The sequence below is a fragment of the Halosegnis rubeus genome, assembly GCF_009184545.1.
Lineage (GTDB): Archaea > Halobacteriota > Halobacteria > Halobacteriales > Haloarculaceae > Halosegnis > Halosegnis rubeus.
The window spans coordinates 18,270-40,626 of the sequence record NZ_QJOW01000002.1 but is presented as its reverse complement, the minus strand read 5'-3'; the positions used below and the strand labels follow the sequence as shown (position 1 = coordinate 40,626).

26 protein-coding genes and 1 tRNA gene are annotated in these 22,357 nt (G+C 66.3%); 12 read left to right on the top strand and 15 right to left on the bottom strand.

Annotated features, from left to right (window positions below; genetic code table 11):
• Positions 1-9 precede the first annotated feature (9 nt).
• Together DMP03_RS04720 and DMP03_RS04715 are read left to right on the top strand one after the other, a co-directional pair.
• Positions 10-909: a VOC family protein gene (locus tag DMP03_RS04720; RefSeq protein ID WP_152119563.1), complete on the top strand. Its 900-nt coding sequence runs from the start codon at positions 10-12 to the stop codon at positions 907-909.
• A complete protein-coding gene (locus tag DMP03_RS04715) occupies positions 906-1,547 on the top strand; it encodes an alpha/beta hydrolase (protein WP_152119562.1) in 642 nt (213 codons plus the stop codon). The genes DMP03_RS04720 and DMP03_RS04715 overlap by 4 nt, the downstream gene beginning before the upstream one ends.
• Here the strand turns inward: DMP03_RS04715 and DMP03_RS04710 are convergent.
• A complete protein-coding gene (locus DMP03_RS04710; protein WP_152119561.1) occupies positions 1,531-3,819 on the bottom strand; it encodes a heavy metal translocating P-type ATPase in 2,289 nt (762 codons plus the stop codon). The two genes, DMP03_RS04715 and DMP03_RS04710, sit on opposite strands and share 17 nt — an antisense overlap.
• 168 nt (positions 3,820-3,987) lie before the next feature.
• Here DMP03_RS04710 and DMP03_RS04705 point away from each other — a divergent pair, with 168 nt between their 5' ends.
• Both DMP03_RS04705 and DMP03_RS04700 read left to right on the top strand, forming a co-directional pair.
• Positions 3,988-4,677, top strand: a complete 690-nt coding sequence (locus tag DMP03_RS04705; RefSeq protein WP_152120082.1) for an endonuclease III domain-containing protein — start codon at positions 3,988-3,990, stop codon at positions 4,675-4,677.
• A 39-nt stretch (positions 4,678-4,716) separates the two neighbouring features.
• Positions 4,717-5,106 (top strand): glutaredoxin family protein, encoded by a 390-nt coding sequence (locus DMP03_RS04700; protein WP_152119560.1) that lies wholly within the window; start codon positions 4,717-4,719, stop codon positions 5,104-5,106.
• On the opposite strand, the gene DMP03_RS04695 is transcribed toward DMP03_RS04700, so the two are convergent.
• The 7 genes from DMP03_RS04695 to DMP03_RS04665 form a co-directional block, all read right to left on the bottom strand.
• On the bottom strand, positions 5,103-5,576 hold the full coding sequence (locus tag DMP03_RS04695) for a hypothetical protein (RefSeq protein ID WP_152119559.1): 474 nt from the start codon (positions 5,574-5,576) through the stop codon (positions 5,103-5,105). The two genes, DMP03_RS04700 and DMP03_RS04695, sit on opposite strands and share 4 nt — an antisense overlap.
• A 51-nt stretch (positions 5,577-5,627) precedes the next feature.
• Complete coding sequence (locus tag DMP03_RS04690) at positions 5,628-6,068, bottom strand: pyridoxamine 5'-phosphate oxidase family protein (protein WP_152119558.1); 441 nt, start codon at positions 6,066-6,068, stop codon at positions 5,628-5,630.
• 218 nt (positions 6,069-6,286) lie between these two features.
• Positions 6,287-6,358 (bottom strand) — tRNA-Ala (locus DMP03_RS04685).
• A 102-nt stretch (positions 6,359-6,460) separates the two neighbouring features.
• On the bottom strand, positions 6,461-6,769 hold the full coding sequence (gene rpsJ / locus DMP03_RS04680; protein WP_075937737.1) for a 30S ribosomal protein S10: 309 nt from the start codon (positions 6,767-6,769) through the stop codon (positions 6,461-6,463).
• A complete protein-coding gene (tuf, locus tag DMP03_RS04675; RefSeq protein WP_152119557.1) occupies positions 6,770-8,035 on the bottom strand; it encodes a translation elongation factor EF-1 subunit alpha in 1,266 nt (421 codons plus the stop codon).
• Positions 8,036-8,152: 117 nt separating this feature from the next.
• Positions 8,153-9,100: a homoserine dehydrogenase gene (locus DMP03_RS04670; protein ID WP_152119556.1), complete on the bottom strand. Its 948-nt coding sequence runs from the start codon at positions 9,098-9,100 to the stop codon at positions 8,153-8,155.
• On the bottom strand, positions 9,097-9,618 hold the full coding sequence (locus tag DMP03_RS04665; protein ID WP_152119555.1) for an amino acid-binding protein: 522 nt from the start codon (positions 9,616-9,618) through the stop codon (positions 9,097-9,099). The genes DMP03_RS04670 and DMP03_RS04665 overlap by 4 nt, the downstream gene beginning before the upstream one ends.
• Positions 9,619-9,724: 106 nt before the next feature.
• Between DMP03_RS04665 and DMP03_RS04660 the strand changes: the two genes are divergently transcribed.
• Positions 9,725-9,940 carry a hypothetical protein gene (locus tag DMP03_RS04660; protein WP_152119554.1) on the top strand — a complete coding sequence of 72 codons (216 nt, stop codon included), beginning with the start codon at positions 9,725-9,727 and terminating at the stop codon, positions 9,938-9,940.
• Positions 9,941-9,965: 25 nt separating this feature from the next.
• Here DMP03_RS04660 and DMP03_RS04655 read toward each other — a convergent pair whose 3' ends face one another.
• Positions 9,966-12,152: an elongation factor EF-2 gene (locus DMP03_RS04655; RefSeq protein ID WP_152119553.1), complete on the bottom strand. Its 2,187-nt coding sequence runs from the start codon at positions 12,150-12,152 to the stop codon at positions 9,966-9,968.
• A gap of 101 nt (positions 12,153-12,253) precedes the next feature.
• Positions 12,254-12,865 carry a DnaJ domain-containing protein gene (locus tag DMP03_RS04650; RefSeq protein WP_225870735.1) on the bottom strand — a complete coding sequence of 204 codons (612 nt, stop codon included), beginning with the start codon at positions 12,863-12,865 and terminating at the stop codon, positions 12,254-12,256.
• A gap of 86 nt (positions 12,866-12,951) precedes the next feature.
• On the opposite strand from DMP03_RS04650, the gene DMP03_RS04645 reads away from it, so the two are divergent.
• From DMP03_RS04645 to DMP03_RS04625, 5 genes are all read left to right on the top strand, one after another.
• Complete coding sequence (locus tag DMP03_RS04645) at positions 12,952-13,710, top strand: DUF5781 family protein (protein WP_152119552.1); 759 nt, start codon at positions 12,952-12,954, stop codon at positions 13,708-13,710.
• 61 nt (positions 13,711-13,771) lie between these two features.
• On the top strand, positions 13,772-14,167 hold the full coding sequence (locus DMP03_RS04640; protein WP_152119551.1) for a 30S ribosomal protein S6e: 396 nt from the start codon (positions 13,772-13,774) through the stop codon (positions 14,165-14,167).
• 8 nt (positions 14,168-14,175) lie between these two features.
• Positions 14,176-14,613, top strand: coding sequence for a DUF7112 family protein (locus DMP03_RS04635; RefSeq protein WP_152119550.1), 438 nt, complete (start codon positions 14,176-14,178; stop codon positions 14,611-14,613).
• A complete protein-coding gene (locus tag DMP03_RS04630; protein ID WP_152119549.1) occupies positions 14,610-15,041 on the top strand; it encodes a DUF5807 family protein in 432 nt (143 codons plus the stop codon). Before DMP03_RS04635 ends, DMP03_RS04630 begins: the two co-directional genes overlap by 4 nt.
• A 45-nt stretch (positions 15,042-15,086) precedes the next feature.
• Complete coding sequence (locus DMP03_RS04625; protein WP_152119548.1) at positions 15,087-16,145, top strand: phosphotransferase family protein; 1,059 nt, start codon at positions 15,087-15,089, stop codon at positions 16,143-16,145.
• On the opposite strand, the gene DMP03_RS04620 is transcribed toward DMP03_RS04625, so the two are convergent.
• From DMP03_RS04620 to DMP03_RS04605, 4 genes are read right to left on the bottom strand one after another with little or no spacing between them, the layout of a single operon-like run.
• Positions 16,142-17,224: a DHH family phosphoesterase gene (locus DMP03_RS04620; RefSeq protein WP_152119547.1), complete on the bottom strand. Its 1,083-nt coding sequence runs from the start codon at positions 17,222-17,224 to the stop codon at positions 16,142-16,144. The two genes, DMP03_RS04625 and DMP03_RS04620, sit on opposite strands and share 4 nt — an antisense overlap.
• Positions 17,225-17,269: 45 nt before the next feature.
• Positions 17,270-17,695: a universal stress protein gene (locus DMP03_RS04615; protein ID WP_152119546.1), complete on the bottom strand. Its 426-nt coding sequence runs from the start codon at positions 17,693-17,695 to the stop codon at positions 17,270-17,272.
• Between the two features lie 58 nt (positions 17,696-17,753).
• Positions 17,754-18,332, bottom strand: coding sequence for a 2Fe-2S iron-sulfur cluster-binding protein (locus DMP03_RS04610; protein ID WP_152119545.1), 579 nt, complete (start codon positions 18,330-18,332; stop codon positions 17,754-17,756).
• Between the two features lie 57 nt (positions 18,333-18,389).
• Complete coding sequence (locus tag DMP03_RS04605; RefSeq protein WP_152119544.1) at positions 18,390-19,904, bottom strand: aldehyde dehydrogenase family protein; 1,515 nt, start codon at positions 19,902-19,904, stop codon at positions 18,390-18,392.
• Positions 19,905-20,332: 428 nt separating this feature from the next.
• Between DMP03_RS04605 and DMP03_RS04600 the strand changes: the two genes are divergently transcribed.
• Complete coding sequence (locus tag DMP03_RS04600) at positions 20,333-21,073, top strand: PAS domain S-box protein (RefSeq protein WP_172967076.1); 741 nt, start codon at positions 20,333-20,335, stop codon at positions 21,071-21,073.
• Positions 20,974-21,360: a sensor histidine kinase gene (locus tag DMP03_RS14215; RefSeq protein ID WP_172967075.1), complete on the top strand. Its 387-nt coding sequence runs from the start codon at positions 20,974-20,976 to the stop codon at positions 21,358-21,360. The genes DMP03_RS04600 and DMP03_RS14215 overlap by 100 nt, the downstream gene beginning before the upstream one ends.
• Before the next feature lie 6 nt (positions 21,361-21,366).
• Here the strand turns inward: DMP03_RS14215 and DMP03_RS04590 are convergent, their stop codons facing one another.
• A complete protein-coding gene (locus tag DMP03_RS04590) occupies positions 21,367-22,260 on the bottom strand; it encodes a decarboxylating 6-phosphogluconate dehydrogenase (protein ID WP_152119541.1) in 894 nt (297 codons plus the stop codon).
• Positions 22,261-22,357 lie beyond the last annotated feature (97 nt).

The window sequence follows — 22,357 nt, the reverse complement described above, 5'->3', positions numbered from 1 at the left end:
ACGGCGTGTATGCATCCGACGGGTATCCACCACGTCACGGGAATCGTCCGTGACGCACGGGCGAACGTCGACTTCTACACCGACACGCTCGGACTCCGGTTCGTGAAGCGGACGGTCAACATGGAAGACCGCTTCGAGTACCACTTCCACTACGGCGACGCGACAGGCAGCGCCGGGAGCGCCGTCACCTTCCTCCCGTTTCGCGACGAGGCGGACGGCCGGGTGGGCCGGCCACAGATTTCCGAGACAGCCCTCGCCGTGCCGAGCGGCTCGCTCGACGAGTGGGACGCCCGTGTCGCCGAGAGCGCGGGGACGGTCGGCGAGCGGACCGAGCGGTTCGGCGAGCCGACGCTCACGCTCGAAGACCCCGACGGGACGCACCTCGCGCTCGTGGAGACCGAGGGTCACGGCGAGCCGTGGACGGAGACCGTCCCGGAGTCGACGGCGACACGCGGGGTTTCCGGCGTCTCGCTGCTCTCGGCGAGCCCGTTCGTGACGGCGAGTATTCTTGAGACGTTCGGCTTCGAGCGCGGCGGACAGGAAGGCGAACGCGTCCGGTACGAGACCGGCCGCGGCGTCGTCGACATCCTCGACCGCGAGACCGAGTTCGGCCGGGAGGGAGCCGGCACCATCCACCACGTCGCGTTCGGCGTCGACAGCGAAGAACGGCTCCACGAGTGGCGCGAGCAGTTGGCCGGCCGCGAGGACATGCGGGCCTCGTACGTGAAAGACCGCCACTTCTACCACTCGCTGTACGTGCGTGACGCCGGCGGTATCCTGTTTGAACTCGCGACCGAGCCGATGGACATGCTCGGAGACGACCCCGCGCCCGGTGACCACCTGTATCTGCCAGAGTGGTTCGAGGAGGACCGCGAGCTCATCGAGTCACAGCTTCCGCTCGAGCCGTGAGCGACATCGACCCACACGCGGGGGAGGGAATCGAGAGCGCCGGTGCACCGCCACAGGCGACCGAGCGCGCTCTCATACTACTCCACGGTCGCGGCGACTCGTCGGCCGGCATCCTCCGGCTCGTAGACGACATCTACGAACGGGGTGTCCGGTATCTCGCCCCGGCCGCGGCCGGCCGGGTCTGGTATCCGGGCGAGCTGACGGATCCGGTGACTGACCGCCGGCAGGCGTATCTCGACTCCGCGTTCGGCCAGATAGAGCGTGCACTCGACGAGACCGAGGCGATGGGTGTCGACCCCGAGGAGGTGGTGCTGGCGGGCTTTTCACAGGGTGCGAGCGTGGCGACGGAGTTCGCGATGCGGCGACCCCGTCGCTATGGCGGGCTGGTCGCGCTCGCCGGAGGACTGCTCGGTCCGACCGACGAGATTGGCCCGCGCGAGGGAACTCTGGACGGGACGCCGGCGGTCTGTGGCGTCGGAACGGAAGACCCCCACGTCTCCGTCGAGCACGCCGAGGCGACGGCCGCGGCGCTCTCGGAGATGGGTGCAGCCGCGAGCGCGGAGACGTATCAGGGCGTGGGCCACGCAATCGGTGACGGGGCGGTCGAGACGCTCCAGCGGCTCACTTCTCGGGACTGAGTCCGGCGAGTCGCATCGCATTTCCGGTGACGCCGACGGTCATGCCGGCGTCGCCGGCCAACACCGCCGCCCAAATCGGAACCAGCGAGAGCGGCACCCCGACCGCGAGGAGCGCCTTCACGCCGAGGCTCGTCCAGATGTTCTGTCGGATGATTCCGTTTGCACTCCGGGAGAGCCGGTGGAGATACGGGAGCCGCGAGAGGTCGTCTGCCATCAGCGCGATGTCGGCGGTTTCGAGAGCCGTGTCCGTGCCGGCAGCACCCATCGCGACGGCCACATCAGCGGTCGCCAGCGCGGGCGCGTCGTTGACGCCGTCACCGACCATCGCGACCGTGCCGTGGGTTTCACGCAGCTGTTCGACGGCGGCCACCTTCTCGTCGGGCATGAGACTCGCGTGCACGTCGTCGATACCCACCTCGTCGGCGACGGCGCGGGCGGTGCGGTCGTTGTCGCCGGTGAGCATCGCGACGTGGACGCCGGCTTCCCGGAGCGTCGAGACGACGCGGCCGGCGTCGGGCCGCACCTCGTCGGCGACGGCGACGACACCCTCCACCTCTTCGTCGGTACCGACGAGGACGACGGTTTTCCCCTCCGATTGGAGCCGTGGAATCACGTCGTCCAGCAGGTCGAGACAGCCCGTCCGGGCGCAGATGTTCCGGGTCGTGCGGGTGAGCTGTCCGCCGTCGGTCGCGGCGTGGACGTGCGAGAGGTCGAAGCCCAACTCCGAAAACAGGTCGGGCGTGCCGGCGTAGTGGGTCGTCCCGTCGAGGTCGGCGGTGACTCCCTGACCGGTGAGCGCCTCGAACGCCTTGACGTCGCGCTCTGCTACGTCGGCGGTCTCAGCGCGGGCGACGATTGCCTCGCCGATCGGGTGTTCAGACCGGCGCTCGAGTCCGCGCGCACACCGGAGCACGTCCTGTTCGTCGTTGTCGCCCAGCGGGACGATGTCGGTGACGGTGAGTTCCCCCTTCGTGAGCGTGCCGGTCTTGTCGAAGGCGACGGCGTCCACGTCACCCATCGTTTCGAGGTGGCGGCCGCCCTTCACGAGGACGCCGTTGCGGGCGGCGCTCGTGATGCCGGAGACGACGGTGACGGGCGTCGAGATGACGAACGCGCAGGGACACGCCAACACGAGCAGCGTCAGCCCGTAGACGATGTACGTCTCCCACGCGCCCGAGAGGAAAAGCGGCGGAACAAGTGCGAGCAGTATCGCGACTCCGACCACAAGCGGGGTGTAGTAGCCGGCAAAGCGCTCGACGAACTGCTCGCGGTCGGTCGTGTCGCGCTGTGCCGCCTCCACGAGCTCGAGGACGGTCGCGATGGTGTCCTCGCCGGCGTCGCTCGTCACCTCGATTTCGAGGTATCCCCCCTCGTTGATGGTGCCGGCGAACACCTCGTCGCCGGCCGTCTTGTCGACGGGGACCGACTCGCCGGTGACGGGAGCCTGATTGACGGCGCTGGTCCCGTCGCGCACGACCCCGTCGCGGGGGATCTTCTCGCCGGGGCGGACGGCGACGCGTTCACCGCGCGCGACCGCGTCGGCCGCGACCGTCACCTCCTCGCCGTCACGGATGACGGTCGCATCGTCCGGGGCGAGTTCCATCAGCTCCGCGAGCGAGCCGCGGGCGCGGTCCATCGCGTACCGTTCCAGCAGCTCCGAAATCGAAAACAGCGTCGCGAGCATCGCCGCCTCGAAGTAGAGGCGTTCGCCGAAGCCGACGCTCACGGCCAGCGCGCCGAGGATGGCGACCGACATCAGCAGGTCGATGTCGAGACTCCGCTGGCGCAGCGAGTAGTACCCGTTGCGGAACACGGCAGCCCCGCCGACGGCGACCGCAGCGAGGTACGCGACATCGCCGACCGGGAACCCCTCGACTGTCGGCCCCGTAGCCTGCGTGAGCGGGTTCGCGAGCAGGAGTCCGGCGAGGGTCGCGACGCCGGCGACGTAGGTGGCAAGCGCGCGGGTACTGGTCCACGTACCCGACCGCTCGTCACCGTCGTCCGCGTCGGTGACCTCGTACCCCGCGCGCTCGACGGCGCGTTCGAGGTCGGCGAGCGTCGTCCCGGCTTCGTGGTCGACCTCGACGGTGCCGGTCGTCGGGTTCGCGTCGATGCGGGTAACGCCCGGCACCGACTCCAATCCCCCCGTCACCTTGTCCGCACAGGAGGCACAGTCCATCGACGGCACCGAGAGCGTGGTCTGTTCGGCGGGCACGTCCCGGGTGTGACCCTCGTCGTGGCCGTGGTCGTCGCCTCCGTGCGCGTTGCTCATTATCGGAGCTACGAGACACGTACCTATTAATATCGCTGTTAGAATTCGCCCAATATAGCACAATTTCTATTATTCTAACTGTATTGGGTTAACAATACAGATACCGTCGGAGACGGATGCCACTGCTGGACACGGCGATTTAGATAGGTGGCACTCCTCCGTTCGAGCATGGAAGAAACGTGGGACGAGACGCGCGTCCGCGAGCTTCACGACGACCTCGTGGACCTGTACGGCCCGGCAGAGCGCGACGGTGAGCACGGCAGCGACGCCGACCCGGGCGAGGGGGTCCGCCAGCTGGTGACGACGATTCTCTCACAGAACGTCGCCGACGAGAACACGCGCCGCGCCGCGGAGAACCTCTTTTCGACCTACGAGGGGTACGACGCCATCGAGTCCGCGCCGCCGGAGGAGTTGGCCGAGGTAATCCGCGTCGCCGGTCTCCCGGAGACGAAGGCCGACCGCATCCAGCGGGCGCTGTCGGCGGTTCGAGCCGAAACCGGGGGCGCGTACTCGCTCGCCTTCCTCGACGCGATGGAGACCGACGCGGCGAAGCCGTGGCTCACCGACATCAAGGGAATCGGCCCGAAGACGGCGAGCGTCGTCTTGAACTTCCACTTCGGCAAGCCGACGATGGCCGTCGACACCCACGTCGAGCGCGTCTCAAAGCGATTCGGTCTCGTCCCGGAGTCAGCCTCGAACGCGAAGGTGCACGACCTGCTGGACGAGCTAGTACCGGACGAGCTGAAGTATCCGCTCCACGTGCTGCTCATCACTCACGGGCGTGAACACTGCACGGCGCGTTCGCCCGACTGCGAGAATCCGGTGTGTACACGCTACTGCACCTGTGGTGGCTGTTGACGACACAACGCCTTTTACTTTCCACGCGAAGGGAAGGGTATGACATTCGACCCGAGCGCGCAGGGACTCGACGCCGATGCCGTCCAAGAGCGCGTCGACGACGCCATCGCCGACAACGAGGTCGTCCTATTCATGAAAGGCTCCGCGATGATGCCGCAGTGTGGCTACTCGAAGCGAGCAATCGGCATCCTCCAGCAGTACCGCGACGACGTGGAGACGGTCGATGCGCTCCAGAATCTCGACGCCTTCCGTGCCGCCCTCAACGAACATTCGGGCTGGGAGACCATTCCGCAGGCGTTCGTCGACGGTGAGTTCATCGGCGGCAGCGACATCATCGCCGAACTCGACGAGCGGGGCGAGCTGGCCGAGAAGCTCGGCGTCGACCCCGACGAGGTAGAAAACGACGCCGCGACCGACGCTCCGTTCTAAAACGGGCTGTCGAACCGCGCCGCGACCGCGTCGAGCCGTTCTTTCAGGAACGTCACCACGCCCAGCCCCGCGACCACGTCGAGCGCGAGGAGTTCACGCCCGACCGCGGTACACTGGTGAGCGGCGTCGAGCGGGCCGACCACCGACGACAGCGGGCCGACACTACAGCCGACGGCGTGTGCACCGACCAACAGCGCCGTCACCGTCACGTACGGCACGAGCACGCCCGCCTCGAGCCACCGGTCGGTCGGCAGCGAGTCCGAGACGGCGACGTGGAGCGCGAACTCCACGGCGAGAAACACCAACACGGCGTGTTCGAGCATGTGGACGGTGCCGTGGATGCTCGACGTGTCGGCGGTCAGATTCAGGGCAACGAGCATCGCCAGCCCACCCACGACCAGCGGTCGGGCCGCGTCTAGTCGCTCGTGAATCCGCGCCGCGACGCCAAGAGCGGTGCTTGTTGCTGCCATCGGTACAGTAACACCGAGCGCTGGGGGTACGTCTCACCCCGAACGTGTTCGTCACATCCGGTCGCTGAAGTCCCACGTGTACAGCTTCGACGGCTCGATGCGGATGTGAACCTCCTCGCGGTCCTCCGAGAGCAGCCGCTTTGCGAGTCCCGAGTCCGTTCCACCGAGATACCGCTCCAGCAGCGACTGCAACAGCCGTTTCTCCTCGTCCGGCTGGAGGGTCGTGTGTCCGCTCCCCCGAACTCCGAAGTACGGCGGCTCGTTCACCGACACCTCGAAGCTCACGCCGTCGTCGTGGCGGAGATACTCGACCACGTCGGCGCTCGCGCTCGTCGCACAGTCGAGTCCGCCGTCGCGCCACCGGTACCACAGCGACAGCATCCACAGCCCACCCGCGGGGGTCCGACACGCGAGTCGAAGCGGGACGGTTCCGGCCTCGCTCGTCAGAAACGCGTCGAGTTCCTCGCGGCTCCACACACCAGATAGCTGCATACGCACTGTACGGAGGGACGACTGATAAACACAGGCCGGCACAGCCGCTCAGAAGACGAGAAGCATGGACGAGCGGGGATGTGAACCGGAGCCAGACGTGCTCGCTCACTTCGCTCGCTGCGCGCGACTGGTAGGGTTCAAATCCGCCCGTGGCTCGCGTATGCGCCCCAGGCGGCTCGCTCGCGTCGCTCGGCGCGTGGGGGCGTCAAAAGTTTCGATGGACGAGCGGGGATTTGAACCCCGGGCCTCTTCCTTGCGAAGGAAGCGATCTGCCGCTGATCTACTCGCCCGCAGTGCAGGTGTATCCACGTGTGTCGCTTATCTGTTTCGTTCCGAAAACGCGCGTGAGTGGAGACACACGCCCGCTGGAACGCCGGCCGCCGCGACCGCGTTCAGTCCTCGAGGACGATCTCGATTGAGACGTCGTTCGGGACCTGAATCCGCATCAGCTGGCGGAGCGCGCGTTCGTCGGCATCGATGTCGATGAGCCGCTTGTGGACGCGCATCTCCCAGTGCTCCCACGTCGCCGTCCCCTCACCGTCGGGGGACTTTCGCGACGGGATTTCCAGCGTCTTCGTCGGGAGCGGGACCGGACCGGACAGCTGTACACCGGTCGAGTCCGCAATCTCCCGCACGTCGTCGCAGATGTTGTCGAGGTCCCCGGGGGCGGTGCCCGCGAGGCGGACGCGTGCTTGCTGCATTTATCGCTCGTGGACTTCCAGGACCTGACCGGCTGCGACGGTCTGACCCATGTCACGGATTGCGAAGCTACCGAGCTCCGGAATCTCGTTTGCCGACTCGATGCTGAGCGGCTTCTGCGGTCGGACCGTCACGACGGCTGCGTCACCGGACTGGATGAAGTCGGGGTTCTCCTCTTCCTTCTCGCCGCTGGCGGGGTCGATGGTGTAGTCGATGGACTCGATGGTACACGCGACCTGTGCCGTGTGGGCGTGGAAGACCGGCGTGTAGCCGGCGGTGATGACCGAGGGGTGCTGCATGACGACGATACGCGCCTGGAACGTCTCAGCGACGCTCGGCGGGTCATCGGCCGGTCCACAGACGTCACCGCGGCGGATGTCGTCCTTGCCGATGCCGCGGACGTTGAATCCGACGTTGTCACCCGGGCCCGCGGACGGGACCTCCTCGTGGTGCATCTCGACGGTCTTCACTTCCCCGCCAACGTCGGACGGCTGGAAGGAGACGTCGTCGCCGGTCTCCATCGTCCCGGTCTCGATTCGGCCGACCGGGACCGTCCCGATACCCGAAATCGTGTAGACATCCTGAATCGGCAGTCGCAGCGGCGCGTCCGTCGGCGGCTGCGGCTCAGGCAGGTTGTTGAGCGCCTCGAGGAGGGTCTCGCCGTCGTACCACGGCGTGTTCTCCGAGGCCGTGGAGACGTTGTCGCCCTCGAAGGCCGACGTCGGGATGAAGCTCGCGTCGTCCGTGTTGAACTGGACCTGCTTCAGGAGCTGGGTCACTTCCTCGACGGTCTCCTGATAGCGGGACTCCTGGTAGTCGACGAGGTCCATCTTGTTGACCGCGACGATGAGCTCGTTGATACCGAGAGTTCGCGAGAGGAAGACGTGCTCTTGGGTCTGGGGCTGGACACCGTCGTCCGCGGCGACGACGAGCACGGCGTTGTCGGCCTGGCTCGCGCCAGTAATCATGTTCTTGACGAAGTCGCGGTGACCCGGACAGTCGACGATAGTGAAGTAGTACTCGTCGGTGTCGAACTCCTGGTGGGCGATGTCGATGGTGACACCTCGCTCTCGCTCCTCTGCGAGGTTGTCCATCACGTAGGCGAACTCGAAGCCGCCCTTGCCCTTCTCTTCTGCTTCCTCGCGGTGCTGCTCGATGACGTGCTCCGGTACGCTCCCCGTCTCGAAGAGGAGTCGCCCGACCATCGTACTCTTTCCGTGGTCAACGTGGCCGATGACGGCCAAGTTTTGGTGTGGTTTGTCGCTCATGAGTGTAACTCACGCGCTAATGCGCTGTGGAAGTGCTTCGATACTCGCCCGTAAAACGATTTCGAAAGAAACCCCCGCAGACGGCGTGTTCAGCCCCTATGCCAGCCGTTCACACGCCTACCGTTTCGCCAGCCGACCAACGTCCGCTAGCACGGCACTCGCCGTCTCCGGCCCCCCTGCACCGCGCCCAGAGATGTTGAGCCGGCCGGCGAATGCAGTGTCCAGTTGGACGATATTGCGCGTCCCGGTCACCGCGAGCGTCCCATTTTCGGGGACGAGCCGCGGGCCAACCCGTATCTCGCCGTCTTGCACCTCGCCGATGAGCCGGACCGTCCGGCCGTCCTCGGCGGCGAGTTCGAGCACGCTCCCGGAGAGATTCGCGATCCCCTCGACGGACGCGTCCGCGAGCGTGTACTCGCGGTCGTACAACACGTTCGCAAGTATGACACATTTCAGAGCGGCGTCGGTCCCTTCCACGTCAAAGCTGGGGTCGGCCTCCGCGACGCCCAAATCCTGTGCCTCCGCGAGCACGTGTTCGTAGTCGAGTCCCTCGGCGGCCATCCGCGAGAGGACGAAGTTCGCCGTCCCGTTCAACACACCGCGCACTGCGGTGACGTGTGTCGGACCGAGATCAGCCACGGTCGAGAGCGCCGGAATCGCGCCCGCGACCGTCGCCTCGAACAGGAGGTCACCGTCGCTCGCTTCCTCGGCGGCGCGCACGTCCGCGTACCGCTCTGCCACCGGTCCCTTGTTCGCGAGCACGACGTGGCAGTCCCGCTCGAACGCCTCGACGACGTGGGAGTAGCCCGGTTCCGCGTCGCCCAGTGTCGTCGGCGTCGCCTCCACCAGTACATCGTAGTCGGCCGCGAGCGCATCCGCGGGGTCGTGGTCGCCGACAGTTCCTGTTTCGGCCTTCCGGTCGGTCACGGCCTCGGGGTTTAGCCCGTGGGAATCAACGGCTGCAGACGATGAGTCGGCGATTGCGACGACCTCATGGCCGTACTCCGCCGCCAAATCGAGCACACTTGCGCCGACCGCACCGGCACCCATCACGGCTAATTTCATGCCTCTCCCTCCGTGAGCGGCGTGATGACGCGCAGTCCCTTCTCCTCGGCGAGATCGTCAATGGCGTCGAGAACACCGTCGATACCGCCTGATTCGGTGGCGAGTCGGAGCCGTGCCGACGACACGTCGCCGGTCCCGCCGGGAGCCGACAGCGACACGTCCGTCACCGAGACCTCACCCGACCCCTGGATGTGGGTGAGCGTCTCCGAGAGGTCCGTCTCCACGAGGTGGCCCGAGAGGATGACGACCAGTTCCTCACTGTACCGTTCCGCGCCCGCCTGCACGACGTTAACTCCGGCGTCCCGCAGCGACTCGACGATAGCGTCGAACCGCTCGGGGGTCGCTTCGAGGTCGACCTCGATTGGGATGCGCCCCCGTGGCGTGAGATTGCCCCGCTCGTGGAGCACGGAGAGGAGGTTGCCGCCGTTTTCCGAAATCGGTTCCAGCGCGCGCAGCAGTTCGCCCGGTTCGTCCACGAGTTCGAGTCTGACAGTATACGCTTGGACAGCCTCGCTCACGGTGAACCCTCGGTCATACGGAACAGAGCGTGGGATGGAGTATAAACACGCCGGCACTCACAAACCCCGCCGTCGAATCCTTCTGCCCCCGTCCCGTAGCCATGGTATGGTACTCCTGTATCAGACGCTCGATATCGTTATCGCTGGCATCCTCGCAGGCGTGACGACGTTCGCCCTCGCGACGGTCGCCCCGAACGTCGCCGTCAGCGTCGGCGTGCTCGCGGCGGGACTCTACTACTTTTCCCGGAATCCGTGGGGCGGCAACGGCGAGGAAGTGAACGAAGCAATCGACGACGTGTACGCGCGGCTGCTCCGGCGATAGAAATGAAAAAGGGCCGACTATCGGGTTACAGGTAGTTGATCTGCTGTGGCAGCTCCGTCTTCATGCCCTTGCGCTCGCGGATGCGCGTGATGGTCTCCGGCTGGAGGTTGTCGGCCATGACGCGGAAGCCGGCGTTCTCGGTGTTCCACGACGCGCGACCTTCCGTCGCCGAGCGGATGTCCGAGGAGAAGCCGATCATCTCGTCGACGGGGGCGATACCCTCGACGACCATGAGGTCACCCTCCTGGTACATGTCGTCGACGCGGCCGCGGCGACCCTGAATCTCGCCGGAGGCCGCGCCCATGTGCTCGTTCGGCACGTCGATGCGGACGTTCTGAATCGGCTCTAGCAGACGAATCTCGGCGTCCATCAGCGCGGTGTGGACCGCGTCGCGGGTCGCCGGGATGACCTGTGCCGGACCGCGGTGGATGGCGTCCTCGTGGAGCCGGGCGTCGTGGAGCTTCAGCAGCGCGCCACGCACCGGCTCGGCGGCGAGAGGACCGTCGTCGAGCGACTCCTCGATACCTTCGAGGACGAGTTCCATCGTCTCGTTGAGATGCTGGATGCCCTTCGTGTCGTCGATGACGATGTTGGTGCCGTGGATGTGCTCGACCTCTTGTGCGAGGTCCTTGTCGAGTCCGGCGTCCATCAGCGCCTCGCGGCGCTCCATCTCCGGCATGTCCATCGTGGCCTCACCGAGCTGGAGGGTCTCGACGATGTCCTCCGAGAGCGGCTCGACGGTCATGTAGAAGCGGTTGTGGCGGTTCGGGGAGATGCCCTCGACCTCGCGGGAGTTCGTCGTCGGCGCTTCGCGGTAGACGACGATGGGTTCGCCCGTGATAACCGGGATGCCCTGGTTGCGCTCGATACGCTGGGTGATGACTTCGAGGTGAAGCTCGCCCTGCCCGGAGATGAGGTGCTCGCCGGTGTCCTCGTTGATCTCGATGCGGATGGTCGGGTCCTCCTTCGAGACCTGTCGCAGCGTCTCGATGAGCTTCGGGAGGTCGTCCATGTTCTTCGCCTCGACGGACTTCGTGATGACGGGCTCGGAGATGTGCTCGATGGACTCGAACGGCGTCATCTCGACGCTCGACACCGTGGAGCCGGCGATTGCGTCCTTCAGCCCGGTGACGGCGGCGATGTTTCCGGCGGGAACGCGCTCCACCTCCTCGCGTTCACCACCCATGTAGATACCGACCGACTGGACGCGGTTGGTGCCGACGGTTCCGGAGACGTGGAGGTTCTGGCCCTTCTCCAGCGTTCCGGAGAAGACACGCCCGGCGGCGATTTCGCCGGCGTGCGGGTCGATACCGATGTCGGTGACCATGAGGACGACCTCGCCGTCGGGGGCGACGTCGCGCATGTCCTGTGCGAGCTGGGACTCGGCGTCGCCACGCCAGACCCGGGGGATACGTCGCGGCTGTGCGTCGAGCGGGTCCGGGAAGTGCTCACAGACCATGTCGAGCACGACATCCGAAAGCGGCGTGCGCTCGTGGAGTTCGAGCCGCTCGTCGTTCTGTTCTAGCTCGATGATCTCACCGAAGTCCATGCCGGTGCGCTGCATCGACGGGAAGGAGATGCCCCACTTGTAGAGGGCAGATCCCATCCCGACGGTGCCGTCCTGGATGGAGACGGTCCAGTCGTCCACGTCGTCCATCTCCTCGGTCATCCCCTCGATGAGGTCGTTGACGTTGGCGATGACGTCCTGGAGACGGCGCTGCATCTCTTCTGGTCCCTCCTGCAGCTCGGAGATGAGTCGGTCGACCTTGTTGATGAACAGTGCCGGCTTGACACCCTCGCGGAGCGCCTGTCGCAGGACGGTCTCGGTCTGGGGCATCGCGCCCTCGACCGCGTCCACGACGACGAGCGCACCGTCGACCGCACGCATCGCACGCGTCACGTCGCCACCGAAGTCGACGTGGCCTGGCGTGTCGATGAGGTTGATGAGGTGGTTGGTGTCCTCGTACTCGTGGGTCATCGAGACGTTCGCCGCGTCGATGGTAATCCCGCGTTCCTGCTCGTCTTCTTCGGTGTCCATCATCAGCTGGTCGGCCTGTTCGCCGCCGCCGATCATGCCCGCACCTTCGAGGAGGTTGTCGGTGAGCGTCGTCTTCCCGTGGTCGACGTGAGCAGCGATGGCGATGTTGCGGATCTGGTCCCGCTCGTCCATCAGCGCCTCACACTCGTCTACGATTTTTTTCCGTCGGCCCATTATGCAGGCGAGTAACGACACCAGCGACAAAAGGGTAGTGTTTCGCCGCTACCGAAACCGCCCCGAAACCGTGGTAACGCGCCGCAGGCCGGCGAACTCGCTCAGTCGTCTCGGTGCTCGTGGAGATACTCGTAGGCCCACCGGACGCGCTTGAACTCGGTCTCGTCGCCGTCGCGGTCGGGATGGGTCTCTTTCACTCGGTCGCGATAGGCGGCCGTCACCCTCTCCTCGTCGGCGTCGATACCGACGCCGAGCACCTCACACGCCTCCCGCTCGCGGGGCGCGACCGTCTCCGACTGGCGCTGCTCGCTGTTGACGCGCTCGTTCCACCAGTCGCTCGGCCCCTCGTCGGGACCCGGCGGGTCGTGGTCGGTCGGCTCCCGCCAGAACGGATCCTCGAACCACGCGGGGTCGTCCCAGTCGGGCGGCTCGTAGTCGATGTCCGCAGACCGGGACCGTTCGGTCTCCGCGCCGGCCTCGCCGACCGTCCCGTCGGGATTGCGTTCGACGCCGACCCGCTGGTAGGCGGTCGCGGCGATACTCTCGCGGCTCCGCGTGAAACAGCGGTAGCCGCCGGCGAACGTGAGGCCCGCACCGGCGAACAACAGCAGCGAGACACCGCCGGGCGTGACGAACGCGGCAAACAGCGTGAGCACCGTTCCTGTGACGGCGAGCACTACGCCGGCCCCGAACAGCAGCCACCCACGGTACACACTCTTCGTAGTGGACGATGCGTGTAAATCTCTCCGGTGGAGTCGCCGCAAGGCTCAAACGCGCGCGAGCCGTGCCACTAGTACACATGGAACTGCGCGTAACGGGCGACGGGCCGGCCACACCGTTCCTCTCGGCCCGCGACCGCTTCGAGACGGAACACGAGGTGGCCCTCCCCGTGACGGTCGAGATTCGCGAAGACCCCGACGAGCGGACCCTCGTCGGCCACTACGACGACCACCACCGACTCGTCATGAGCCAGCAAGCCGCCACGAGCGTGATGGCCCCAGAACTCGCCATCCACGAGTTCGCCCACATGGCACGGTACGAAGAGGAACACCCCTCCCACACGATGGAGACAAAGGAGGCGCTGTTCCTCGCGCTCGCCGGCCGGTCGGTCGAACAGCGCAAGCTCGCGCACTGTTATCAGATTGCGAATCACATGAAGGACATCTACGCCGACGACCTGACGCTTGCCGTCTCGCCGGCCGACAAGCTGGTCTCGTTCATGGAGTCGTCGCTGGCAGCGGCGGTCGCGGACCGACCGGTCGAGCGGCCGGGCGACTGGACGCGACTGACCAGCGCGGCCGACCCCGAGATCACGGTCGTCAACGCGGCGTTCGCGCTCGCGCTGTTGGAGCGACACGACGCCATCGCCGACGACCACCGGCTGTACGACCTCGCTCGCGCGGCCGCGAGCGACGCGCCCGGCGTCTCGCTGTCGGCGTTCAAGCGCGCGTTCCGGTCGCTGGACGCCGACCCCGACGAGTCGGACTACCGGAAGGCGCTCGTGGACGTGACCCGCGAGTACGTGTTGGAGTCCGGGGAGCCGGCGGTCGCAGACTGACGTACCGGTCGCTGAGACGCGATTCAATACCCTTTTGCTCGCCCGAAGATACATTTCCCGTATGGCAGACTTTCAGATCGTCGTCGGTGACCCGAGCGACGGGATGACGTACCAACTGGAGATCGACGGACAGGACGCGAACCGGTTCATCGGCAGGTCCCTCGGCGACGAGGTCGACGGCGAGGCAATCGGCCTCTCGGGGGCGACACTCGAGCTTACGGGCGGCTCGGACACCGCCGGCCGACCGATGCGCTCTGACGTGCGCGGTCCGAACACGGAGTCGATTCTCGTCACCGGCGGCACGGGGTACAACCCGGAGCGCGACGGCGAGCGCCGCCGCGTCACCGTCCGCGGCGCGGAAGTGAGCGACGAGACGCGACAGATCAACGTGAAGGTCACGGGCGACGACACGGACGTCGCAGCGGTCCTCGGCGACGAGGAGAGCGACGACGAGTAACACGTTCTATGGCTGATTCAGTCCCGAGCGACGCCGTCAACAGCGTGCGTGCAACGCTCGTCCGCGCTGGTCGCACCGACCGGCCGAAGGTGACGGTCCCCGACAAGGAGACCGACCGCTTCCCGGAGTTCGATGTCGTCCGCGTCGGCACCGGCGACAGCACCTACTTCGCCCGCGTCGATCTCGCCATCGACGACACGATGGAGATCCGCGGACTCTACGACAACGCCCGCCTCGCGAAGGAGGGCGAGGGCGAGAACTACCTGCCCGCGTGGGCCGACGACAACGGGCTCGACTTCGAACGCACCGTCCACCTCGACATCGTGGACGAGGGGTTCTTCTACGGGCTTCGCGCCCCGGGTGAACGCGTCGTCTACCGCGTCCCAGACCGCCCGGACGACGGGCTTTCCGACATCGCCGAAGGCATCGAGGAGGGGTCACAGTGAGCGAGACGCCGTACGAGCAGTTCCTCGCCGGCCAGCGCCACGACGACATCCTCGTCTTTCTCCACGAGCAGTCGGTGGGCGACCCCGAGGCGCTCGCCGGCGTCGCCGAGGACGTGGGGCCGGGCGTCGCGCTCGTCCTCCCCGGCGACCGCGGCAGCGAGGTGCTCGGCGAGGTCGTCGGCATCGACCCGATGGATTTTGCCGGCGTCGCGATGGACACCGACGGCGATATCCGCCGTGACTGCACCGGCGGCACCTGCCCCGAGGGGACGGGTGACGCCCACCGCGTCAAGTTCGTCTTCGCGTTCACCGAGGCCCAAAACGAGGAGGTCGGCGGCATCTACGCCGAGGGCGACGTGCTCCACGCCTACGCCGCCTGCGAGTGCGGCCAGACCTACTCCGACAAGTGGGTCATTGGCGAGGAGTAACACACCGACACAAGAGCCTTACCGGATTCGCGACTCGCTTCATTCGTGAGTGACGACGCCATCGATTTTCCGACTGTCGCCGGGATGGTCGCCGCCTGCCGGGGCGACTGGACGCTCGACTCGTTCGAGCGCGTCGAGCAGGGGACGGATTTCGTCGCCCGAGTCGCCTGCTCGACCCCGAACGGTGAGCGGCGGGCCGTCCTCAAGGCCACCATCGCGGAGTGGATGGCCCCCGAGATTGCCCGCGCCGAGCCGCGGCTGTTCGAACTCGTCGGACGCGAAACCGAGATTCCGGTTCCCGAGGTGTACGGGTTCGTCGACCGCCACGACGAGTATCCGGCCCCGTTCTATCTCGTGGAGGAACGCCCGGGCGAAAACTTCGAAGGGCGACCCGAGGAGCTACTTCCCGCCGCCCGTGAGCGCGTGATTCGCGAGGCCGGCGGAAATCTAGCCGCGCTTCACGAACTCGGCGAACAGCCGCGTGTCGGGCGCGTTGGCGTCAGCGACGGCGACCTGGCGATACTGCCGACCGACCACGACGCCGACTCCGAGCGCGAGCTGTTCCGTGCCGGCATCGATGAGACGTGTGACGCGCTGGCTGATGGCACCTACTTCCCAGACTACGCCGACGAGCCGCAGCGCTTTGTCGACCTCGCGGAGCCGCTTCGCGAGACGCTCCACGCGCGTGCCGGCGCGCTGACAGCACCGGAGCCACCCCGCTACTGCCACTGGGACTACCGCTACGGAAATCTGCTCGTAGACTCCGAAACGGGCGAGACAACGGCGGTGCTCGACTGGGCGAATCTCTCTGTCCGCGAGCCGGCCCACAATCTCGCGAGCGTGGAGTCACATCTGTTCGATGCGTACGGACAGGATACGGGCGGACGGGCGAGCGAGCTGCGTAAGCTGTTCCGCGACAGCTACGAGTCGGCCCGCGACGACTGGAGCTTCACCCCGGCGAAGCGCGACCGGATGGAGACGTATCTGCTCAAGTGTCGGACGGAGGCGATGGCGTGTCTTCCCCTGTGGTTGGAGGACGCGACGCCACGCGAGAAGGCGGTGCGAGAGCGCGAACACCGCGAGTACGTGGAAAAGTATCTCTAGCGCTCGGTGTCGACGCCTTCCTCGTCCTCCTCAGGGAGATTCCGGAACGCGTCGAGGATGACCTGTTTCGCCACCGCGCCGCGGGTCGTCCAGTGGTGGGCGTAATCGAGCATGTCGTCGTAGATGTCCGGCTTACAGCCGGCGGCCTTTGGGTGGCCGCCGCCGTTTACCTGCTCTGCGACCTCGTGACACCGCTCGAAGCCGTCGGTGCCGCGAATCGAGGCGGAGCCGGCGGGCTTGACGACAACCGCCGCGTCCGCGCCCTGCTCTCGGAGGGCTTCCGCGACCTCGTTTTGTGAACACCGACCGTAGGTGACACCGACCGTCGTACCGTCGACCTCGCGGAGTTCCGCGCGCTCGACGGCCTTGTCGATGAGCCGCTGTTTCTCGACGCGCTCGGCTTCGAGGAACGCCTCGACCTCGGTCGGGAGGTCCGCGCCGTGTTCGCGGACGACGGCGACGTACTCCTCCGGCTCCTCCCAGTGGGCGTAGTCGGCGAGGTCGTCAGAGCGCGGGTCGTCGCGAATCCAGAGGTCGTGGTCGCGGGTGACGGCCGCGAGTTCGGCAAAGCGACGGGGGAGTTCACCCAGCGACCGGAGCGTCACGTCGGCGGAACACTCCTCGTCGGAGTCGCCGACGACGAGGTCGACGCCGGCGGTCTCGACGCGGTCGGTCGCCTCGCTGCTCCACTGGTGGTGATCGTACCACGAGACGGAGTCGGCTCGCTCGACGAGGTCAGCGAGCCCGGTCAGGTCGTCGCGCTCGTCGGGACACAAGTCACAGATGTAGACGCGGACGCCGTCGGGGGCGAACTCCGCGAGGTCGGCGATCGCGTCGTCAAGTTCGTGTGGGCTCGCTGGCAACAGCCTCGCGCCGTCGTGGAACTCACGGATGAACGCGACGCAGGCGAGTCCGTCGGCGTCGGGGTCGGCCACGACGACCGTCTCGGCGTCGCCGAGCGTGGCTTCGAGTTCGGCCTCGTCGCGCTCTTCCTCATCGGGGGCGAAGAATCCGGCCCCCGGCAACAGCGAGGCTCGCTCCAGCGGAAGCGTCTCCGGGTCGATAAGCGAGTCGTCCATGCGCTGGCTGTGACGGCTGTGGGCAAGAAGCCCCCGATACGCCCGTCAGGCCTCGAGCTGGCGGACGGTGAGAACGGGCACGGGACAGTCGCGCACGACCGTCTCCGCGACCGACCCGACGATGAAGGAGTGCTCGCCGTGGCGGCCGCGCGTCCCCGTCGCGACCATGTCGGCGTCGGTGTCGTCGGCGTAGTCGATGATCTCCGTCGCCGGGTCACCCTCGCGGACGGCGACGGTGACCGGCTGGTCGGCCGCCGTCTCGACAGCGTCGAGTGACTCGTCTGCCTGCGCTTCCAGCGCCTCGCGTACGTCGTCGTGGACATCTTCGGGAAGTCCGTCGACCTGCGTCTCGTCGACGACGTACAGCGCGTGGACCGAGGCCTCGAACCGGCGGGCCACGTCGAGCGCGACGGTCACCGCACGGCGGCCGCTGGTGGACCCGTCCGTCGCAATCACGACCGTATCGAACATACATTGACTCCTCGCGGGCGCGGCTTAAACGTCGGCGAAAATCAGTCGGGGTCGGACGTTACGGCGACTCGCGCATCTCGATGGAGAAGTCGGAGACGGGGTAGGCGACACAGGTGAGCGTGTAGCCGTCGTCGAGTTCGGGTTCGCCGAGCATCTCGTTGGTGTAGTGTTCGACGTACTGCTCGGAATTGCCACCGTCGGTGATGTGACCGGCACAGGAGATACACTGACCCTGTCGGCAGGCGTACGGCAGGTCCCAATCCTGCTCTTCGCCGGCTTCCAACAGCGTTGTGTTCTCCTTGACCTCGATCGTCGTCCCCTCCTTGACGTACTCGACCTCGTACACCTCGGCCTCGTCGTCCGGAATCGCGGCGGGGTCGTCGTCGACCTCGGCGTCACCCTCCGCGAGTTCACCCTCGGCACCGCCCCCGCCGACGGCGGCGGCAGCACCACCGCCGCCGATGGACCGGTTCATCGGCTCGGGGAAGTCGGTCTCGTGGACGCTCTCGGCGCGACGTTCGAGCACCTTCTGTGAGATATCGTCCGGAGTCGCGTGCTCGGTGCCGCGTGCGAAATGCAGGGCAACCATCGTGAGCGTGAGCGACGCCCCGAGTACGATGCCCAGCGTAGTGACCATACGCCGTCTTTGTGTACGTGCTTCAATAGCGTTGCGATTAGCGCGCAGACGGCCGCGCTACAGCGAGAGGTTGATCGTCTTCGTCTGCTGGTAGTGGTCCAGCGTCTCCTCGCTCAGCTCGCGGCCGATACCCGACTGCTTGTAGCCGCCGAAGGGCAGGCCGGCGACGAGGTCGTGGTACGTGTTGACCCAGATGTACCCCGCTTCGATGTCGCGGGCCGTCTCGTTGGCCTGTGAGATGTCGTCCGTGATGACACCGCCGGCGAGACCGTAGTCCACGTCGTTGGCGAGTTCCATCATCTCGTCGTAGTCGTCCCAGCGGAACACGTCGAGCACCGGCCCGAAGATCTCCTCCTGGACGGCCTCGTGGTCGTGGTCCAGCCCGTCGACGAGCGTCGGCTCGACGAAACAGCCGTCCGACAGCGACTCGTCGTCCGGAATGCCGCCGCCGGCGAGGAACTTGCCACCGCCGGATTCGGCCTTCTCCAGATACTCCAGCGTGCGGTCGACCTGCTCGCGGGAGACCTTCGGTCCGAGGTCCGTCTCGCGCAGGAGCGGATCGCCGATGGTCATGTCGTCGACGGCCTGTGCCAGCCCGCCGAGCACCTCGTCGGCGATGTCGTCGTGGACGAACAGCCGGGAGCCAGCCTCACAACACTCGCCGGTGTTGTAGAAGATGGCCTGTGCGACGAGCTTGACCGCCTTCCCGGGAGCCACGTCGGGGTGGACGACGACCGGGCTCTTCCCGCCGAGTTCGAGCGTCACGTCGGTGACGTTGTCGGCGGCCGACTTCATCACCTGCTTGCCGACGGCCGTCGAGCCGGTGAACGCGACCTTGCGAACGTCCTCGTGGCCCGTCAGCGGTGGGCCGGCCTCTTCGCCGTAGCCGGGGACGATGTTGACGACGCCGTCGGGGACGATGTCGTCGATGAGTTCCGCGAGCCGCAGCGCCGACAGCGGGGTCTGTTCGGCCGGCTTCAGGACGGAACAGTTGCCGGCGGCGAGCGCCGGCGCGAGCTTCCACGACGCCATGAGCAGCGGGAAGTTCCACGGGATGATCTGACCGACGACCCCGTACGGTTCCTTGACGACCTGTCCGAGGCGTGACCCCTCCGGCATCGTGCTGCCTCCGTTCTTGCGGACGATGCCCGCAAAGTAGCGGAAGTGGTCTGCGGCCAGATACACGTCGGCGCTCGACTCGGAGACCGGCTTCCCGTTGTCGAGCGACTCCAGTTTCGCAAGCTCCTGGGAGTGTTCGTCGATGGCGTCGGCGATGTCGATGAGGATCTGCTGGCGCTTGCCGGCACCGTAGCCCGACCACGTCGAGTCGAAGGCGTCCCACGCGGCGTCGACGGCACGGTCGATGTCTGCCTCCGTCGCGCCACCGACGGACGCGAGTACCTCACCCGTCGTCGGGTCGACCGTGTCGATGGTGCCACCCTCCGCCGGCTCGACGAACTCGCCGCTGATGTAGAGGTCCGTCTGCTCGGGGACGACCTCCGCGGCGACCGACTCGTGTCGCTCTCGAATCTCACTTCGCGCTGACTCGCCTGCTTGCGATTCACTAGACATATCGAATACTACTGCGGGGGACAGCCGCAAAGTGTTTTCGGGGGACTCACCTGTCCGAGCGACAGAGAGGCCGCGTTTGCTGACACGACGACCCACTCGGGGCGTCGGGCTTGTTCACACGCGTGCAGAGACCGATGTCGTGGCAGGTCGTTCGTACCGCGATTCACTGTACTGTATAAAATTTTTACGTGAAGACTCCACCCAGTACGAGACATTGGAACGCAGTCTAGTGTCGAATCGATTCCGGACACATCTATTTCTAGGGAGGACGCACCCAGAGAGATGGCCCGACAGATCTGCAACGGGTTCGTCCAACACGACCGCAGAAACTATGCGGCCGCCGTCGAGGCGTTCGAATTCGTCGACCGGCTTCAGTTTCGTACTCCGTACTCGCGAATCGCCTCGGCAACGCAATCGAGACGTACCGGGTGCAAAAACAGCTGGAGCGGTCGGAACGGAAGTTCAGCAAGCTGGTCGAAAACTCCACGGACCTCATCTCCATCGTCTCCGAGGACGGCCGGTTCGAGTACGTCTCGCCGTCGTGTGAGCAGATCATCGGCTACACGCAGGAGGAACTCATCGGCGATTCGATCTTCAGCTACGTGTATCCGGAGGACAGACAGTACGTGATGGAGGAGTTCTTCGAGGGCGTGGAGAATCCGGATATCACCCCGGTCATCGAGTCCCGTCTCGACCACGCTGAACGGGACGACATCATCCTCGAATCGCGGGGGACGAATCTGCTGGACGACGACATCGTGGAGGGGTTCGTAGTGAACACCCGCGACATCACGGAGCTGAAGCGCCGAGAGCAGGACCTCGAACAGCGCAACACGCAGTTGAAGAACATCAGGGACCTCATCTCACACGACATCCGGAATCCGCTGAACGTCGCGCGGGGCTCGCTCGACCTCTATCGGGAGGACGACGACGCATCACACATCGACAACGTCGAACAGGCACCCGGCCGCATGGACACGCTCATCGACCAGACGAACGTCCTGGCGGACCAACCCCTGCGAATCGAGGACACCACGACGGTGCCGTTCAGCCAGGTCGTCCAGTCGGCGTGGAACATGGTCGACACGAAGGAGGCGACCCTCCGGATAGACGGTCAAAACAGATCGAGAGAGACCCTGACCGGCTCCAGCAGCTGTTCGAAAACCTGATTTCAAACGCCATTACCCACGGTGGACCGGCCACCACCTGTGCCGTGGGGACAGCCGACGGGAGCCTCTACTTCGAGGACGACGGCACCGGCATCCCCGAGGAGGACCGCGAGCTAGTGTTCGAATCCGGTTTCACGACGGAGGCGGGGAACATGGGACTTGGACTCACGATCGTCGAGCGAATCGCCTCGGCCCACGGGTGGGAGTTGGAGATCACCGACAGCGCGGACGGGGGCGCTCGCCTCGTGTTGCACGGCGTCTCGTTTCAGCCGACGATGGTCAACTGAGCCGTGTCACTCGCGGGCGACCTCGTGGCGACCGAACCCGTACCGGAGCCGGTTGGCCAGCCGGCGAGAGAACTTCGCTCGGGTGCGTGAGTCGAACCGCTCGCCGAGCGCGTCGTAGATGAGCGGCACGGCGACCTCCTGTTCGAGCGCCTCCTGAACGGTCCAGGTGCCGGTCGAGCCGCCGGCGACGTGGTCGGCCACGTCACCGAGGTCGGTCCCTTCCTCGCGGAACGCCTCCTCGCAGAGTTCGAGCAGCCACGACCGGATGACTGCGCCGTTGTTCCAGGTTCGCGCGACGGCCTCCAGATCGAGGTCGTATCGCCCCTCGTGGAGCAGTTCGAACCCCTCGCCGTACGCCTGCATCAGCGCGTACTCGACGCCGTTGTGGACCATCTTCACGTAGTGGCCGCTGCCGGCCGGTCCCATCCGGTCGTGACCCTCGGGACCGGTGGCGACGGCGTCGAAGGCCGGCGTCATCGTCTCGTAGGCTCCCTCGGGACCACCGACCATGAGCGAGAAGCCCAGCTCTGCGCCGGCCGGGCCGCCCGAGGTGCCACAGTCGAGATACCGGGCGGCGGTCGACTCGGCGCGACGCGTCGAGTCCTCGAAGTGGCTGTTGCCGCCGTCGACGACGATGTCCTGCTCGGAGAGTGACGGCTCCAGTTCGTCGAGCGCGGCGTCGACCGGGTCGCCGGCGGGAACCATCAGCCAGATGCGCTTCTCCTCGCCGAGCGCGTCTGCGAGGGTGGGAATCGAGTCGGCGGTACCGATGCCGGCGTCGCGGGCGTCGGCGAGCGCGTCCTCGCTCACGTCGAAGGCAGTCACGTCGTGGCCGGAATCGACGACGCGGTCGGCGACGATACGTCCCATCCGTCCGAGTCCGATAACGCCGAGGTGCATACACGTCGGTTCGAGGGCCGGCAGGTAAGGCTCCCGGTCGTCGGGTGTGTCACGCGATAGCGTGACAATCGACCGAAACGAAGGTGTCATCCCATCC